Origin of the sequence: Methylobacterium carpenticola, assembly GCF_042748905.1 — a bacterium.
Lineage (GTDB): Bacteria > Pseudomonadota > Alphaproteobacteria > Rhizobiales > Beijerinckiaceae > Methylobacterium > Methylobacterium carpenticola.
In genome coordinates, this window is the sequence record NZ_JBHZEO010000001.1 from 3,801,347 (window position 1) to 3,817,959 (window position 16,613).

The 16,613-nt window shown below is 71.5% G+C and carries 12 protein-coding genes; 3 read left to right on the top strand and 9 right to left on the bottom strand.

All coding sequences use genetic code 11. From position 1 onward, the window contains the following. The first annotated feature begins 7 nt into the window (after nucleotides 1–7). Nucleotides 8–694, top strand: a complete 687-nt coding sequence (locus ACE101_RS17810; RefSeq protein ID WP_379132087.1) for an OmpW/AlkL family protein — start codon at nucleotides 8–10, stop codon at nucleotides 692–694. A gap of 72 nt (nucleotides 695–766) precedes the next feature. On the opposite strand, the gene ACE101_RS17815 is transcribed toward ACE101_RS17810, so the two are convergent. After that, nucleotides 767–1,507, bottom strand: a complete 741-nt coding sequence (locus tag ACE101_RS17815; protein WP_379132090.1) for a helix-turn-helix domain-containing protein — start codon at nucleotides 1,505–1,507, stop codon at nucleotides 767–769. A gap of 222 nt (nucleotides 1,508–1,729) precedes the next feature. On the opposite strand from ACE101_RS17815, the gene ACE101_RS17820 reads away from it, so the two are divergent. Continuing rightward, the gene (locus tag ACE101_RS17820) at nucleotides 1,730–3,511 is read left to right on the top strand and encodes a methanol/ethanol family PQQ-dependent dehydrogenase (RefSeq protein ID WP_379138768.1); all 1,782 of its coding nucleotides are present in this window, start codon (nucleotides 1,730–1,732) and stop codon (nucleotides 3,509–3,511) included. A 153-nt stretch (nucleotides 3,512–3,664) separates the two neighbouring features. Here ACE101_RS17820 and ACE101_RS17825 read toward each other — a convergent pair whose 3' ends face one another. From ACE101_RS17825 to ACE101_RS17845, 5 genes are all read right to left on the bottom strand, one after another. Continuing rightward, on the bottom strand, nucleotides 3,665–3,874 hold the full coding sequence (locus tag ACE101_RS17825) for a TOBE domain-containing protein (protein WP_379132093.1): 210 nt from the start codon (nucleotides 3,872–3,874) through the stop codon (nucleotides 3,665–3,667). A gap of 183 nt (nucleotides 3,875–4,057) precedes the next feature. Beyond that, nucleotides 4,058–5,788 (bottom strand): response regulator, encoded by a 1,731-nt coding sequence (locus tag ACE101_RS17830; RefSeq protein ID WP_379132096.1) that lies wholly within the window; start codon nucleotides 5,786–5,788, stop codon nucleotides 4,058–4,060. After that, entirely contained in the window at nucleotides 5,788–6,249 is a 462-nt protein-coding gene (locus tag ACE101_RS17835) for a response regulator (protein ID WP_379132099.1), read from the bottom strand. The genes ACE101_RS17830 and ACE101_RS17835 overlap by 1 nt, the downstream gene beginning before the upstream one ends. Next, on the bottom strand, nucleotides 6,242–8,527 hold the full coding sequence (locus ACE101_RS17840; RefSeq protein WP_379132101.1) for an ATP-binding protein: 2,286 nt from the start codon (nucleotides 8,525–8,527) through the stop codon (nucleotides 6,242–6,244). Before ACE101_RS17840 ends, ACE101_RS17835 begins: the two co-directional genes overlap by 8 nt. A 237-nt stretch (nucleotides 8,528–8,764) precedes the next feature. Beyond that, nucleotides 8,765–11,893 (bottom strand): efflux RND transporter permease subunit, encoded by a 3,129-nt coding sequence (locus tag ACE101_RS17845; RefSeq protein WP_379132104.1) that lies wholly within the window; start codon nucleotides 11,891–11,893, stop codon nucleotides 8,765–8,767. Nucleotides 11,894–12,046: 153 nt separating this feature from the next. On the opposite strand from ACE101_RS17845, the gene ACE101_RS17850 reads away from it, so the two are divergent. After that, on the top strand, nucleotides 12,047–13,273 hold the full coding sequence (locus ACE101_RS17850) for an efflux RND transporter periplasmic adaptor subunit (protein ID WP_379132107.1): 1,227 nt from the start codon (nucleotides 12,047–12,049) through the stop codon (nucleotides 13,271–13,273). Nucleotides 13,274–13,294: 21 nt separating this feature from the next. On the opposite strand, the gene ureC is transcribed toward ACE101_RS17850, so the two are convergent. The 3 genes from ureC to ACE101_RS17865 all read right to left on the bottom strand — a co-directional run bounded on the left by ureC (nucleotide 13,295) and on the right by ACE101_RS17865 (nucleotide 16,608). After that, nucleotides 13,295–15,022 (bottom strand): urease subunit alpha, encoded by a 1,728-nt coding sequence (ureC, locus tag ACE101_RS17855; RefSeq protein WP_379138770.1) that lies wholly within the window; start codon nucleotides 15,020–15,022, stop codon nucleotides 13,295–13,297. 37 nt (nucleotides 15,023–15,059) lie between these two features. Further along, nucleotides 15,060–15,680: an urease subunit gamma gene (locus ACE101_RS17860; protein WP_379132109.1), complete on the bottom strand. Its 621-nt coding sequence runs from the start codon at nucleotides 15,678–15,680 to the stop codon at nucleotides 15,060–15,062. A 76-nt stretch (nucleotides 15,681–15,756) separates the two neighbouring features. Continuing rightward, nucleotides 15,757–16,608, bottom strand: coding sequence for an urease accessory protein UreD (locus ACE101_RS17865; RefSeq protein WP_379132112.1), 852 nt, complete (start codon nucleotides 16,606–16,608; stop codon nucleotides 15,757–15,759). Between the last annotated feature and the right edge of the window lie 5 nt (nucleotides 16,609–16,613).

Sequence of the window (16,613 nt, forward strand, 5' to 3'; positions counted from 1 at the left end):
CCGTCCCATGTCCCAGCGGATCGTCCTCCTCGCCGCGGCCGCGGCCGTGTCCCTCGCCCTCGGCCCCCTGGCGGCCCGCTCCGCCGACCTCCCCGTCGCGAAGCCGGCTCCGGCCCCGGACCTCGCCCTCTGGTCGCCCTGGATGCTGCGGCTGCGCGCCCTCGCCGTGGTGCCGGAGCCGGGCGCGCGCCTCTCGGCGGGCGGGACTCCGCTCACGGGGGCCGGGATCGCCATCACCGATTCGGCGATCCCCGAACTCGACATCTCCTACTTCTTCACCCGGAACATCGCCGCCGAGCTGATCCTGGGCGTCACCCGGCACGGCATCCGGGGCGCAGGCGCTCTCGCCGGCACCCGGATCGGCAGCACTTGGATCCTGCCCCCGACCCTGACGCTCCAGTACCACTTCACCGATTTCGGACCCTTCAAGCCCTATATCGGTGCGGGCGTGAACTACTCGGTGTTCTTCGGCGAGCAGGAGCGCGCCGGCTTCACCGGCTTCCGTCTCTCGAACAGCGTCGCGCCGGCCGTCCAGTTCGGCTTCGACTACATGCTCGACGCGCATTGGGGCGTGAACGTCGACGTGAAGAAGGTCTTCCTCGACACGACCGTGAAGCTCAACGCCGGGGCGATCCGCGGCCGGGTCGACATCGATCCCTGGATCGTGGGCGCGGGCATCACCTACAAGTTCTGAGCGCCGCCGCCCGGCCGGTGTCCGTCCTTGCGCTGGATCAAGGACCGGCCGGGCCTCCCGGGGCTGAATGGGTCAGCCGGCCGCGAGGGCCTCCAGGCGGGCGGGGTCGAGCAGCCGCACGCCGCCGGGCACGATCAGGATGGTGCGCTCCCGGTCGAGCCGGGTCAGCATCCGGCTCACGGTCTCGATGGTGAGGCCGAGATAGTCCGCCATGTCCTGGCGGCCCATCGGCAGCTCGACGGTGACGGAGCCGTGCCCCGTGCGGGCATAGCGCTCCCGCAGCCCGACGAGGAAATGCGCCACCCGCTCCTCCGCCGTGCGCCGGCCGAGGAGGAGCATCTGATCCTGCGCGAGCGTCAGCGCGGAGGCGGTCCGCTCGCGCAGGCTCATCAGCAGGTGGGGCTTGTCCGCGGTGAGCGCGCCGAAGGCCCGGCGCTCGAACCGGCAGACCTTCGCGGGGCTGAGCACCTCGGCGGAGGCCGACCACCGGTCCTCGAGGGCGAGCCCGAGGAAGTCGCCGGGCAGCGCGAAGCCCATCACCTGCCGCCGCCCATCGGCGAGCAGGCGCGACAGCCGCAGCGCCCCCGCGATGACGGTGAACACGGCGTCGGCCGGCTCGTCCTGGCCGTACAGGATCTGCCGCCTGCCGAGGGTCAGATGCTGGCCGAGGGCCTCCAGGACGGAGAGTTCCTCGCGGCCGAGCACCGAGCAGACGCTGATCGGCCGCACCGCGCAATCGGCGCAGCTGCTGCGGGGCCGCCGATGGCCGCAGGCAGCCCCGGATGCCTCGCACGAGCCCGAATCCACCAGCATCGCGGTCTCCCCTCGGGAGACCCGCTCCCGCTCCGCGGAGGATGCATCGCGCCCCCGGGCGCGCCTTGATCCAGCGCAAATCTGCCGAGCGCCGGACGGATTGCGGGGCCGGATCGGGCGTGCTTCAAGCCGCGGGTTGGCCGGCCGGCGCTCAGAACGGGCCTTCCGAGGTGGACCGGGACCGTCGCGCGGGCGCCTCGCCGTCATAGAGTTCGCCGCGTGATCAGACCTCTCGTTCTCGCCTCCCTCCCCGCCGCCCTGCTGGCCGCCGCGCTGCCGGCCCGCGCGGACGATCCCCCGGCCGGGCCGGTCCTGCAGACGATCGACGCGGCGAACACGCGCTACGTCCCGCTCGACCGGATCGATGCCGGCAATGTCGGCCGGCTGCGGGTGGCCTGGACCTTCTCGACGGGCGTGCTGCGCGGCCACGAGGGGGCGCCCCTCGTGATCGGCAGCGTGATGGTGGTGCACACGCCCTTCCCGAACATCGTCACCGCCCTCGATCTCGACCATGACGGCCGGGTGCTCTGGCGCTACGCGCCGCGCCAGGCGGCGGACGTGATCCCGGTGATGTGCTGCGACACGGTCTGGCGCGGCCCGGCCTATGCCGACGGCCGGCTGTTCCTGCAGACCGCCGACACCACGGTGGTGGCCCTCGACCTCGCGAGCGGCCGCGAGCTGTGGGCGGTCAAGAACGGCGATCCCGCCCGCGGCGAGACCAACACCGCGACGGTGCTGCCGGTGAAGGACAAGCTGATCGTGGGGATCTCGGGGGGCGAATACGGCGCCCGCTGCCACGTCACCGCCTACGACCAGGCGACGGGCCGGCAGGTCTGGCGCGCCTACGCGACGGGCCCCGATGCCGAGATGCTGGTCGATCCGGACCGGACCACGGAACTCGGGCGCCCGATCGGCCGGGATTCCTCCCTGCGCAGCTGGGAGGGCGACCAGTGGCGCATCGGCGGGGGCTGCAGCTGGGGCTGGTTCTCCACCGATCCCGACCTCAGCCTCGTCTATTACGGCACCGGCAACCCCTCGACCTGGAATCCGGCGCAGCGCCCCGGCGACAACCGCTGGGCCATGGCGATCGTCGCCCGCGACATCGACACCGGCATGGCGCGCTGGGTCTACCAGATGACGCCTCACGACCAGTGGGACTACGACGGCGTCAACGAGATGATCCTGACCGATCAGGACATCGACGGGCGGCCGCGCAAGCTGCTCACCCATTTCGACCGCAACGGCTTCGGCTACACCCTCGACCGGGCGACCGGCGACTTGCTGGTGGCGGAGAAGTTCGATCCGAGCGTGAACTGGGCCCGCCGGATCGTGATGGATCCGGGCTCGCCCGCCTATGGCCGGCCGGAGGTCGATCCGCGCTTCGCCCCCGAGACGGCCGGCGAGGACGAGACCACGACGGGCATCTGCCCCGGGGCTCTCGGCGCCAAGAACCAGCAGCCCGCGGCCTACTCGCCGCAGACGCGCCTGTTCTACGTGCCGACGAACCACATGTGCATGGATTACGAGCCCTTCCACGTCTCCTACGTGCCGGGCCAGCCCTATGTCGGCGCGACGCTGACCCTGCGCCCGCCCGCGGGCAGCGACCGCACCGGCGCCTTCATCGCCTGGGACGGGACGAAGGGGCGGATCGCGTGGTCGATCCCGGAGCCGTTCTCGGTCTGGTCGGGGGCGCTCGCGACGGCGGGCGGGATCGTGTTCTACGGCACCCTCGAGGGCTACCTGAAGGCGGTGGACGCCCGGACCGGCCGGGAACTCTACCGCTTCAAGACGCCGTCGGGCATCGTCGGCAACGTCACCACCTACCTGCATCGCGGGCGGCAATACGTGGCGGTGCTGTCCGGGATCGGCGGCTGGGCCGGCATCGGGCTGGCGGCGGGGCTCACGGACCCGCAGGACGGCTCGGGCGCGGTCGGCGGCTACGCGGCCCTGTCGCACTACACGGCACCGGGCGGAACGCTCACGGTCTTCGCGCTGCCGGAGTGAGGTCGGGCTCCGCGGCCGGAACGGGGGCCGGCCGCGGAGCCCGACGGATCATACGGTTTCCGGATGATCGCTTCGCGATGCGGAAACCGGCCTCGCTCAGGCGCCGCGCGGGCTCGTGATACGGTTTCCGAAAGTGATCTTCCGGAAACCGTATCAGTCCACCGCCACCATCACGTCGGACGACTTCACCACCGCGTAGGCGTCGCCGCCCACCGTCAGCTTCAGGCCGTCGACGGATTCGTTGGTGATCGAGGCGGTCACGATCTGGCCCGGAGCGATCTCGATCTTCACGTGCGCCGTGGTGGCGCCCTTCTCGACCGAGACCACCTTGCCCCTGAGGACGTTGCGCGCGCTGATCTTCATGATGATTCGTCGTCCTGCTCGTCGGATGATCGGTGATCACCCTGCGTTTCACCGGGGTCTTCGGAAAGGCCCGGCCCGCGGCCCCGAACGATGAGCGACCGGGCCGGTCCAAGTGATCCGGCAAGTGATCCCGCAAGTCATCCCGCAAGTCGGCCGAAAAGCCCGCGGGAGATGCGGGCCTCGTCAGGTCGCCTGGCCCTGCATCGCGACGAGCCGCAGGCCGGGGGCCGGCTGGGCCGCCATCCCGGCGACCTTCCGCTCGAGCTCGCCGTCGCGGAACGGCTTCTGCACGATGCGATCCTCGCCGATCCGGCCCAGAGTCTTCAGGGCCTCGGTATCCGCGAAGCCGGTGACGAACAGGATCGGCAGGCCGGGCCAGCGGCGGCGGATCTCGGCGGCCACCTCGGCGCCGTTCATCCCCGGCATGGCGAAGTCGAGGATCACCCCGTCGATGGTCGCGTCGCGCTCCAGGTGCTGGAGGGCGGACAGGCCCGAGCCGGCCTCGCGGATCCCGTAGCCCGCCGCGGCGAGCTTGGCGGCGGTGACCTCCCGCACGGCGCTGTCGTCGTCGACGACGAGCAGGACCGGCCGGCGCCCGGCCCGGTGGATCTCCGGTTCGGGCAAGGGCGCGGCGCTCGTGTCGGCGAGGCCCAGAGCCGCCGCCCGCGGCAGATACACCTTCACCGAGGTGCCCTCGCCGAGCCGGGTGTCGATCCGCACGCCGCCGCCCGACTGCTTGGCGAAGCCGTAGACCTGGGCGAGCCCGAGGCCGGAGCCCTTGCCGACCTCCTTCGTGGTGAAGAAGGGCTCGAACACGCGGGCGAGCACCTCCGGCGGGATGCCCGAGCCGGTGTCGCAGACCGCGACCATCACGTAGTCGCCCGGCGGCGGCTCCTCGGGGCGAACCGGCTCGTCCAGCAGCCGCACATTCGCCGTCTCGATGGTGAGACCCCCGCCCACCGGCATCGCGTCGCGCGCGTTGATGCACAGGTTCAGGATCACGAGTTCGATCTGGGTGGCATCGACCAGCGCCGGCCACAGGTCGGGTTGCAGCGTCATCTCGATGCGCACCGCGCCGCCGATCGAACTCTGCAGGAGGTCGCGCATCGCCGCGACCGTGAGGTTGAGCTGCACCGGAGTCGGTTCGAGCCGCTGGCGGCGCGAGAAGGCGAGGAGCTGCGAGGTGAGCCGCGCCCCGCGCTCGGCGGCTCCCCGCATCATCGTGAGGCGGCGCCGGTTGCGCTCGTCGGTGATGGCCGGCTCCATGAGCTCGATGTTGCCGGCGATCACCGTGAGGAGGTTGTTGAAGTCGTGGGCGACCCCGCTGGTGAGCTGGCCGATCGCTTCCAGCCGCTGGGCCTGCCGCAGGGCCTCCTCGGCCCGCACGCGCTCGGCGATCTGGCTCGTGAGCGCCGCGTTGGTCTCGGCGAGTTCGCGCGTGCGCGCGGCGACGCGCGCCTCCAGCGTCTCGTTGAGTTCGCGCAGGGCCTGCTCGGCGGTGCGCCGCTGGGCCTGGGCGCGCATCTCCGAGAAGGCCCGCACCAGCACCCGGGGCAACCGGTCGAGGCGCTGCTTGGTGACGTAGTCGGTGGCGCCGTTCTTGAGCGCCTCGACGGCCACCTCCTCGCCCAGCGTGCCGGAGACGAACACGAAGGGCGTGTCGGGGCAGGCCTCGCGGGCGATGGCAAGCGCGCTCAGGCCGTCGAAGGCCGGCAGCACGTAGTCCGCGAGGATCAGGTCGCTCGCCCGCCGGGCCGCGGCCGCCGCGAAGCCGTCGCGCGTCATCACCCGCTCGATCGCGTAGGGGATGCCGGCATCGTCCAGAACGACGCCGAGAAGTTCGGCGTCGAGGTCGCTGTCCTCCAGGAGGAGGATCCGCAGCGGCGGGCCGCCGCGGTGGGCCGGATCGTCCATCAGGCGTTCGATGGCCAGCCTCCTTTGTGCGGCGGGGGCTCGTTGAGCACGGCCCAGAACACGCCGAGATCCTGGATCGCGTCGAAGAATTCCTTGAAACCCACGGGCTTGACCACGAAGGCGTTCACCCCGAGTTCGTAGGAACGCACGAGGTCCGTCTCTTCCCGGGACGAGGTCAGCATCACGATGGGCACGAGCCGCAGGTTCGGATCCCCCTTCACGGCGGCCAGCACCTCCAGCCCGTCCACCTTCGGCAGCTTCAAGTCGAGGAGCACCACCGCCGGGTCGCGGGAATCCCGGTCCTCGTAGCGGCCGCGCCGGCGGAGATAGTCGAGGGCCTCGGCCCCGTCGCGGCAAATCACGATCTCGTTGGCGAGCTGACTCTTCTCCAGCGCGGCGAGGGTGAGTTCGATGTCGTTCGGATTGTCCTCCACGAGGAGGATCGGCTTCAGGTCAGCCACGGTGCCGGGTCTCCGCGCGGGTGGGGAGCGTGAAATGGAAGGTGGCGCCCTCGTTCAGGACGCCGTTGGCCCAGGTGCGCCCGCCGTGCCGCTCGACGATGCGCCGGACATTCGCGAGGCCGATCCCGGTTCCCTCGAACTCCTCGACGCGGTGCAGGCGCTGGAACACCCCGAACAGCTTGTTCACGTAAGCCATGTCGAAGCCCACGCCGTTGTCGCGGACGAAGAAGACCGCCTCGCCGTCCTGATCGGGCTCGCGGCCCACCTCGATCACGGCCTCGGTCCGGTCGCGCGTGTACTTCACGGCGTTCGACAGCAGGTTCTCCACCACGAGCCGCAGCATCACCGGGTCGCCGTGGATCCGGCCGAGCGACCCCACCTGCCAGCGGATCGTGCGCTCGGGCGGCACGTCGCGCATCACCTTGCGGCGCACCTCCTCGACGAGGAGGTTCATGTCGCCCGAGACGCGGTTGAGGGCGTTGCGGCCCATCTGCGAGAAGGTGAGCAGGTTGTCGACCAGGGTGCCGGCCGAGAAGGCCGCCTCGATGATGGTGTCGACGTAGCGGCGCCCCTTCTCGGACAGGCGGTCGCCCTCCCGCGAGCGCAGCAGCTCCGAGTAGCCGACGATGTGCCGGAAGGGGGCGCGCAGGTCGTGGCTCACCGAGTAGGAGAAGGCTTCGAGCTCCTTGTTGGAGCGCCGCAGCTCCTCGTTCATGGCGGCGAGTTCCTCAGCCCGCCGCAGCACGATGCCGAGCACGGCCGCCCGCAGGTCCTTGGCCGCATCCGCCTCCGGCCCGCTCCAGGGCAGCGCGCGGCCCGCCACCGTCTCCTTCCAGGTCTCGAAGGAGCGGCGCGGATGGAGCCGCACGGTGCCGTCCCCGGCATCCCGGGTGGCGGTCTTGGTGGGGTCGCCGCCCCAGCGCACGGTCTCCACCACCTCCGGCCTGAACCACATCAGGTAGCTCGCGTATGTCTGCGAGATCGAGACCGCCAGGACGCCGCTCGCCCGGTCCGCGAAGGCCTGCCCGGGCGGGTAGAGTTCGCCGAGCGCCTCCGTGGCGAAGAGGTCCCGGCTGCCGCCCTGCGCGCCGAGCCACCCGTAGAGGCCGCGGACCTCCGCCTCGCTCGGCGTCCGGCCGACGAGGTGGCACTGCTCCTCCGTGACGAAGGCCGCGCCGTCCGCCCCGGTGAGCGCCAGCACGTCGTCGGGGTTGCCCACGAGCCCGTCGGGGAAGCCCGCCTCCGTCATCGCGGCGAGCAGGCGCGCGCCCACCGCGCCGAGGCGCAGGCGCTGCTCGGCCGCCGCGCCGCGCTCCTTGGCGGCGAGCTGGAGGGCGAAGATGCGCGTGAGGAAGTCGCAGGCGTTCCGGGCCTGGAGCGGCACCCGGCGCGGCGTCTTGTTGTGGCAGGAGATCAGGCCCCAGAGCGCCCCGTCGACCAGGATCGACACCGACATCGAGGCCATGGTGCCCATGTTGCGCATGTACTCGACATGGACCGGCGAGACGCTGCGCAGGATCGACTGGCTGAGATCGAGGGGCCGCCCGCTTGCGGGGGTGAGGGCCGGGCGGATCGGGACCGGGGTGTAGCCCGCATCCGGGATGATGCGCAGGCGGTTGCGCCGGTAGAGTTCGCGGGCCTGGGCCGGGATGTCGGAGGCGGGAAAGCGCAGGTCGAGATAGGAGGGCAGGACGCCGTTGCCGTCCTCCGCCACGACCGTGCCGTTCCAGTCCCGGTCGAACCGGTAGACGAGGGCGCGGTCGAATGCGGTGATGTGACGGATGTCGCGGGCGAGGAGCCGGCACAGCTCCGCCACCGAACCGGCTCCGTGCAGGCCCTCCACGAAGGCGGTGAGGCGGGGATGCAGCGCGTCGAGGCTGGCATTCATGCCGGCCGCGTCCGTCACCTCCTCCAGTTCGAGCACCGTGAGCCCGTCCGAGCGGTGCAGGGCGAGGTCGTAGGTCGCGCGTCCCGCCGCCGTGTCGAGGGTCAGCGTGCGCAGGTAGCGGGCGCCATCCCGGTCGGGATGCGCCGCGAGGCCCGCCGCCACCGGCTCGATCAGCTCCGGGAACGCGGCGCCGAGGGGCTGGCCCGGAAGGTCGGCGGCCGTCCATCCGGATCGGCCGGGCACGTTCGCGCTCGCCTGCACGATGCGCAGGTCCGGCCCCTGCGCGGCCAGGAGGAAGCCGTGCGGCTGGATCGAGCCGAGGATGTGGATCGGCTCCCGGTCACAGGCGGTCAATGCGGATTGGTTCGACAGACCTGCGGCCGAGCTCAACGCCTCGCCTCCTTGTCGATCACGGACTGGCCGGACCATACAGAGATTGCCGCCGGCCCGCGACCCACGACTTAAATCCCCCGCACTTTCGTCCAAAACGCGGCCGTAAGGGAACGATGAGACCGAACATCGCATAGTCCACCACTCGCGGTGTCGCATCCCGGCGGGGCTTGCCCGGCCATTGTCGCTGCGGAAGATGACGGTTCATCGTTCGGCTGGTCTTTTCGCGGGGCCGAGTCATTCGGCGGGTTGCGGGGCGGGGGCCGGCTCCCGCCGCCTCCAGCCCAGCCGCTCGGCCGCGACGTAGAAGACCGGCGTGACGAACAGGGTGAGGATCGTCGCCACCACGAGCCCGCCGATCACCACCGTGCCGATGGAGATGCGGGCATTCGCCCCCGCCCCGCTCGCGACGGCGAGCGGCACCGCCCCGAGGATGAAGGCGAAGGAGGTCATCAGGATCGGCCGGATGCGCAGCCGCACCGCGTCCTGCGCCGCCTGGAGCGCGTCCTCGCCCGCCGCGCGCTTCTCCTGGGCGAAGGCGACGAGGAGGATGGCGTTCTTGGCCGCCAGCCCGACGAGGAGAAGGAGGCCGATCTGCCCGAACACGTCGAGGGGCAGGTCGCGCAGGGCGAGGCCCCCCACCGCCCCGAACACCGCCAGCGGCGTGCCGAGCACCACCACGAAGGGCAGCGTCAGGCTCTCGTACTGACCGGCGAGGAGCAGCACGATCATCACCACGCCGAGCCCGAAGATCAGCGGCGCGTAGCCGCCCGCGATCTTCTCCTGATAGGCGACCTCGGTCCATTCCACGGCGTAGTCGGTGGGCAGGGCCTCGCCCGCGAGCCGCTCCACCGCCGCGATGGCCGCGCCCGAACTCGCCGATTCGGCGGTGTCCACCGCGATCTCGATCGCCGGGTAGGTGTTGTAGGACAGGACCGCGGTCGGCCCGCTCACGAAATGCGCGGTGACGAGCGAGCCGACCTGCACCGGCTCGCCGCGGCTGTTCGGCACGGTGAGGCGCGACAGGTCGTCGAGGGTGCGCCGCCCCTGCGACTCGCTCTGCACGTAGACCTGGTAGACGAAGCCGAACTTGTTGAAGAGGTTGACGAAGGACGAGCCCACATAGGTGCCGAGCGCGTCGAACAGGCTCTGGAGGCTCACGCCGAGCTGCTCGGCCTTGGCCCGGTCGATGTCGAGTCGCAGCTGCGGCACGCCGTAGCTCGTCGTCGCGGTGGCGTCGCCGATCTCGGGCAGGCCCTTCAGCTTCTCGATGAAGGCGTCCGCGGCGCGGGCGAGGCGCAGGCCGCCCTCGCCGCTGCGGTCCTGCAATTCGAGGGTGAGGCCGCCGCGGGTGCCGAGGCCGGGCAGCGGCGAGGGATCGACGATGCGCAGCACCCCGTCCGGGTGGTTCCTGAACCGGGCGCGCAGGCGGGCGACCACGTCGGTCACCGTGTCCTCGCGCGCCTCCCACGGCTTCAGGGTCGGGATCTGGAAGCCGTAGAAGGGCGCGGTCACGTCGGCGAGGATGCCGCGCCCGGCGACGCCGATCGTGTTGGAGACGGCGGGCTGCTCCAGGGCCGCCTCGCCGACCTTGCGCACGAGATCGGCGGTGCGCGAGACCGAGGCGCCCTTCGGCATGGCGATATCCGCGAAGAAGTAGCCCTGATCCTCCTGCGGCACGAAGCCGGTCGGGCGCTGCACCATCATCCAGGCGGTGAGGCCGGCGAAGCCGAGGAAGACGAGGCCGGTGACCACGAGGTGCCGCGACAGGCGCCCGGTCGAGCGGGCGGTGGCCTCCGCGGCGCGTCCCAGCCCGCGGTTGAACCAGCGCAGGGGCGCGCGCCAGCGGCTCGCATCCTCCCCGTGCCCGGGCTTCAGCAGCAGCGCGCAGAGGGCCGGCGTCAGGGTGAGCGACACCACGGCCGAGATCAGCACCGAGATCGCGATGGTGAGCGCGAACTGGTTGTAGAGCTGCCCCGTCAGCCCCGGGATGAAGGCCACCGGCACGAACAGGGCGGCGAGCACGAGCGTGGTGGCGATGACCGGCCCGGCCACCTCGTTCACCGCCTCCCGGGCGGCCTCGCGCGGCGCGCGCCCCTCCTGCATCAGGCGCTCGGTGTTCTCGACCACGATGATGGCGTCGTCCACGACGAGGCCCACCGCGAGGACGAGGCCGAGCAGGCTCAGCGTGTTGAGCGAGAAGCCCAAAGCCGCCATCGGGCCGAAGGTGCCCACCAGCGCCACCGGCACCGCGATGGCCGGGATCAGCGTCGCGCGCCAGTTCTGGAGGAAGACGTAGGTGACCACGATGACGAGGATCACCGCCTCGAACAGCGTCTTGTAGACCTCGCGGATCGCCGCGCGCACGAAGTCGGTGCGGTCGAGGGCGATGCGGGACTTCAGGCCCGGGGGGAAGCGCTTGGCGAGGTCGGCCATGGTGGCGTGGACGCCCTGCATCACCTCGACGGCGTTGGCCTCCGGGCTCTGGTAGAGGCCGAGCGAGGCGGCGGGCTTGTTGTCGAAGGTCGAGCGGCTGCCGTACTGCTCGGAGCCGAGTTCGACCCGGCCGACGTCGCGGATGCGCACCACCGAGCCGTCCGGGTTCGCCCGCAGCACGATGTCGGCGAATTCCTTCGGCTCGGTGAGCCGGCCCTTGGTGACGATCTGCAATTCGAAGGCGGGGGACTTCTCCACCGGCTCCTTGCCGAGGGAGCCGACCGTGATCTGCGCGTTCTGGGCCTCGATCGCCGCCGTGACGGCGCTCGGGCTCAGGGCCAGGGCCTCCATCCGGGCCGGATCGAGCCAGATGCGCATCGCGTAGCGCATGTTCGAGAAGTTGACGATGCGCCCCATGCCCTTGACCCGGCGCAAAGGCTTGATGACCTGGGTCTCGGCCCAGTTCGACAGGAAGAGTTCGTCGTAGGTGCCGGTCTCGCTGTAGAGCACCACGTTGCCGAGCCGCTGGCGCGAGCTTTTCGTGATCTCCAGCCCCTGGGCGCGCACCGCCTCGGGCAGGCGGGCCTCGGCGCGCTGGGCCCGGGTCAGCACCTCGGCGGCGGCCGCGTTGAGGTCGGAGCCGACCTCGAAGGTGGCATCGAGGTTGACGCTGCCATCCGCGTTGCTGGTCGAGTTGATGTAGATGAGCTGCTGGGCGCCGTTGATCTCCTGCTCCAGCGGGATCGCGATCGCCTCGTAGGCCTGCTGGGCGGTGGCGCCCGGATAGGTCGCCTGCACGTTGATGATCGGCGGCGCGATCTCGGGGAACTGCGCGATCGGCAGCGCCAGCCCCGCGACGGCCCCGATCAGCGTGATCAGCACGGAGATCACGCCGGCGAGAACCGGACGGTCGACGAAGAAGGCGAACATCCGGATCCCGGCTCGGCGGCTATGGTTCGCGCACAATTGACGTGACGGCGAAACGTTCGGTGCAACGCTTTCGCCGATCGAGAGTTCCCCTGGGGTCGGATCCGGGCGCCCGGCGCGGCGCCGGAGCCTCAATTCTCCTCGGGGAGTCCTCTCTTGCGTGCATGGCTTCGTGCCGGGCTGGTCGTGCTCGGCCTCGGGGCGGCGGGGACCGGCCTCTGGGTCTGGTCGGGCCGTCCCTTGCCGGGTGGCGCGCTCCTGCCGGAGCGGGTGCGGGCAGCCCTGCCGGATTCCCTCGCCCGCTGGGCGGGCGTCCCGGCGCCGGCTTCCCGCGCGGAGGGCAAGCCCGCCTTCGCCGTGCGCCCTGCCACCGCCGAGACCGAGCGGGTGCCGATCGCCTTCAGCTACACGGGCGTGATCGTCTCGAACAACGACGCGGCGCTCCAGCCCCGCGTCACCGGCGTGGTGGTGGAGCGGCCCTTCGAGCCGGGCGGCCACGTCAAGGCCGGGCAGGTGCTGTTCCGGATCGACCCGCGGCCCTTCGAGGTGGCGTTGCGCACCGCCGAGGCGCAGCGCGCCCAGGCCAGGGCCCAGCTCTCCTTCGCGGAGGCCGAGGTGCAGCGCACCGAGCCCTTGGCCGAGAAGGGCTTCGCCTCAGAGCAGCGCTTCCAGCAGCTGGAGAGCAACCGCGCCGTGGCCGAGAGCCGGGTGCAGGAGGCGGAGGCCGCGATCGCACGCCAGAAGCTCAACCTCGAATTCGCGGTGATCCGGGCCCCCTTCGACGGGCGTTCCAGCCTGTCGGACGTCAATGTCGGCGATCTCGTCACCGAGAACACGACGCAGCTCGTGAGCGTGGTGCAGGTCGACCCGATCGAGGTGCAGGTCGCGCTCTCGGCCGAGGATTCGGAGGCGGTGCGCACGGCCTTGTCGAAGGGCCGCGCCTCCCTCTCGGTCCTCGACGGCCAGACGGCGCGCCGGGCGGAGATCGATCGCCTCGACAACCGCTTCGACCCGCGCACCGCCCGCCGGCTGGTCCGGGCCCGGCTGGCCAATGCCGACGAGCGCTACCTGCCGGGCGAGTTCGTGCGCACGCGGGTCGAGATCGGCGACGCGGAGACGCTCCTGGTTCCGACCGTCGCGCTCTCGGCGCAGCTCGATCAGCGCATCGTCTGGGCCCTGCGCGAGGACGGCACGGTGGCCATGACCCCCGTCGAGACCGGCGAGCCCTTCGGCGAGCGCACGGCGATCCTCAAGGGGCTGAAGCCCGGGACCCGGATCGCGGCCTCGCATATCGAGCTGCTGCGCCAGGGGCAGCGGGTCGGGATCCGCCGGGACGAGCCCGAGCGGCAGGCGGCCTCGGAGACGGGGACGGTGGCGCGGTAGCTCCGTTCGCGGCGCGCCGCGTCAGAACAGGAAGTACCGCTGCGCCATCGGCACGACCTCGGCCGGCTCGCAGACCAGCAGCTCGCCATCCGCCCGCACGTCGTAGGTCTCGGGATCGACCTCGATCACCGGCGTCGCGTCGTTGAGGATCATGCTGCGCTTGCCGATGCCGCCGCGCACGTTCTCGACGGCGACGAGGTCCTTCTGCACCCGCAACTGCTGGGCGAGCCCCGCCTCGATCGCCGCCTTCGACACGAAGGTGACGGAGGTGCTGGCGGGCACCCGCCCGAAGGCGCCGAACATCGGCCGGTAATGCACCGGCTGCGGCGTCGGGATCGAGGCGTTGGGATCGCCCATCGGGGCCGTCGCGATGGCGCCGCCCTTGATCACGAGATCCGGCTTCACGCCGAAGAAGGCGGGCGACCACAGCACCAGATCCGCGAGCTTGCCCGGCTCGATCGAGCCGATGTGCCGCGACACGCCGTGCGCGATCGCCGGGTTGATCGTGTACTTGGCCACGTAGCGCCGGGCGCGCAGGTTGTCGTTGCCGCTCGCGTCCCCCGGCAGGGCCCCGCGCTGGCGCTTCATCTTGTCGGCGGTCTGCCACGTGCGGATCACCACCTCGCCGACCCGGCCCATCGCCTGGCTGTCCGAGGACATGATCGAGAGCGCGCCGAGATCGTGCAGGATGTCCTCGGCGGCGATCGTCTCCTTGCGGATGCGGCTCTCCGCGAAGGCGAGATCCTCGGGGATCGACGGCGACAGGTGATGGCACACCATCAGCATGTCGAGATGCTCGTCGATGGTGTTCTTCGTGTAGGGCCGGGTCGGGTTGGTGGAGGAGGGCAGCACGTTCGGCAGCCCCGCCACCTTGATGATGTCCGGCGCGTGCCCGCCGCCCGCCCCCTCGGTGTGGAAGGCGTGGATGGTGCGGCCCTTGAAGGCCGCGATCGTGTCCTCGACGAAGCCCGATTCGTTGAGCGTGTCGGTGTGGATCATCACCTGCACGTCGTGGGCGTCCGCCACGGAGAGGCAGCAATCGATGGCGGCGGGGGTGGTGCCCCAATCCTCGTGCAGCTTGAGCGCGCAGGCGCCGGCCCGGACCATCTCCTCCAGGCTCTCCGGCCGCGAGGCGTTGCCCTTGCCCGCGAAGGCGAGGTTCATCGGGAAGGCATCCGCCGCCTCGATCATCCGGGCGATGTGCCAGGGGCCGGGGGTGCAGGTGGTGGCGAAGGTGCCGTGGGCCGGGCCGGTGCCGCCGCCCAGCATGGTGGTGACGCCGGAATTCAGCGCCTCGTCGATCTGCTGCGGGCAGATGTAGTGGATGTGGCTGTCGAAGCCGCCGGCGGTGAGGATCTTGCCCTCGCCCGCGATCACCTCGGTGCCGGGCCCGACCACGATGCTGACGCCGTCCTGGATGTCCGGGTTGCCGGCCTTGCCGAGCGCCGCGATGCGCCCGCCCTTGAGGCCGACGTCGCATTTCACGATGCCCCAATGGTCCAGCACGACCGCGTTGGTGATCACCGTGTCGACGGCGCCGGCGGCGTTGCTGGCCTGCGCCTGGCCCATGCCGTCGCGGATGACCTTGCCGCCGCCGAACTTCACCTCCTCGCCGTAGCGGGTGTGGTCCTGCTCGACCTCGATCACCAGGCAGGTATCGGCGAGCCGGATGCGGTCGCCCTTGGTCGGGCCGAACATGCCCGCATAGGCGGTGCGGGACAGGCTCGCGGGCTTGGGCGTGTTGGACACCTTGGGCGTGTTGGACACGAAGAAATCCTCAAAGCTGTCAGAGCTGACCCATCACGTCGCCGCGGAAGCCGTACACGGCCCGCGCGCCGCCGAGCGGCACCAGCGCCACCTCGCGGGTCGAGCCCGGCTCGAAGCGCACCGCGGTGCCGGGTGCGATGTCGAGGCGCTGGCCGCGCGCCTGGTCGCGGTCGAAGCGCAAGGCCGGGTTCACTTCGAAGAAGTGGTAGTGCGAGCCGACCTGGATCGGCCGGTCGCCGGTATTGGCCACCTCGATCACCGTGCGCGGGGCGCCCGCGTTGAACACGATCTCGCCCGGGGGCGTCGTCACCGCGCCCGGCACCTCCACCGAGGGGGTGCCGCGGATCGGGCTGTGCACCGTCACCAGCTTGGTGCCGTCCGGGAAGGTCGCCTCGACCTGGATGTCGTGGATCATCTCCGGCACGCCCTCCATCACCTGGGAGGCGTCGAGCACATGCGCGCCGGCCTGCATCAGCTCGGCCACCGAGCGCCCGTCGCGGGCACCCTCGACCACGAAATCGGTGATCAGCGCCACCGCCTCGGGGAAGTTGAGCTTCACGCCCCGGGCCAGACGGTTGCGGGCCACCTGGGCCGCCATGGCGACGAGGAGCTTGTCCTTCTCGCGGGGGGTCAACAGCACGGGTGCGTCCTCAAGATTCGGGCCTCCGGCATCCTTCACGAGGCGTGAGCGTCAGGCAAGAACTGAGCCGGGCGGGTCAGGTCCGCCAGACGCGGGGCAGGGGAACCCTGCGGAATCCTTCGAGGATCCGCGTGGCCGCCCGCCGCAGCGGGTCGATCTCGCGGGCGAGGAGCCGCACCGCCAGGAGGCCGTTCCAGGCGCTCGCCCCGGCCTCGACGCCGAGCGCCGCACATCCTGCCGCGTCGATCAGGTCGCGCATCGCCTCGGTCCGCGCTTCGGCGTCGGGGGCGATATGGATCAGCGTCGCGAGCGCCCGCGCGCCGTTCGCGACGGCCGGGCGGGCGAGGAGGGCGGCGACCGGGCCGTCGAGGTGGAGCGTGTCGGCATAGACGAGCCGGCCCGCCCGCGACAGACGCCACGCGTCCCGCAGCAGGCCCTCCCGCACGGTCTCGCCCCGGGCGGAGCGGCCGAAGACCAGGGCCTCGAACAGGGTCAGGGTCGCGTCCGCGGCGAGATCCGCGTCGAGCCGGCGGTGCAGCCGCGCCCCGTCGTAGAGGATGGTCTCCTGCGGCAGCCACGCGAGCCGGGCTCCGGCCGCGACGCGCAGATCCGCCGCGATCTCGGTGACCGGCCCGTCCGAGCGGTAGATCTTCTCCGCCGCCGTGGTGGTGAGGACGAGGTCCGCCCCCGCGCCGAGATCCGCCGCGATGCGGAAGCGGTCGCCGCAGGCGATGCCCCCCGCGCTGTTGAGGAAGACGCCTTCGAGCGCTGCGCCCTCCACCCGCGGCAGGCGCAGGCGCAAGGGGCCGCTCTCGGCGAGATCGGTGAGCCGGGTCGCCCCGCCCGGCATCCGGCCGGCGGCGAGCGCGACGCGGCCGTCCGAGCGCTGGCGCTGCGGCCAGGAGGGAGGAGGGAGGGGGGAGGCCATCGCCG

What these genes read in the sequence shown, in the direction of transcription:
- ACE101_RS17815 (WP_379132090.1), bottom strand. Translation starts at nt 1,507, where the DNA reads ATGCTGGTGGATTCGGGCTCGTGCGAGGCATCCGGGGCTGCCTGCGGC.
- ACE101_RS17830 (WP_379132096.1), bottom strand. Translation starts at nt 5,788, where the DNA reads ATGGACGATCCGGCCCACCGCGGCGGCCCGCCGCTGCGGATCCTCCTC.
- ACE101_RS17810 (WP_379132087.1), top strand. Translation starts at nt 8, where the DNA reads ATGTCCCAGCGGATCGTCCTCCTCGCCGCGGCCGCGGCCGTGTCCCTC.
- ACE101_RS17865 (WP_379132112.1), bottom strand. Translation starts at nt 16,608, where the DNA reads ATGGCCTCCCCCCTCCCTCCTCCCTCCTGGCCGCAGCGCCAGCGCTCG.
- ACE101_RS17845 (WP_379132104.1), bottom strand. Translation starts at nt 11,893, where the DNA reads ATGTTCGCCTTCTTCGTCGACCGTCCGGTTCTCGCCGGCGTGATCTCC.
- ACE101_RS17825 (WP_379132093.1), bottom strand. Translation starts at nt 3,874, where the DNA reads ATGAAGATCAGCGCGCGCAACGTCCTCAGGGGCAAGGTGGTCTCGGTC.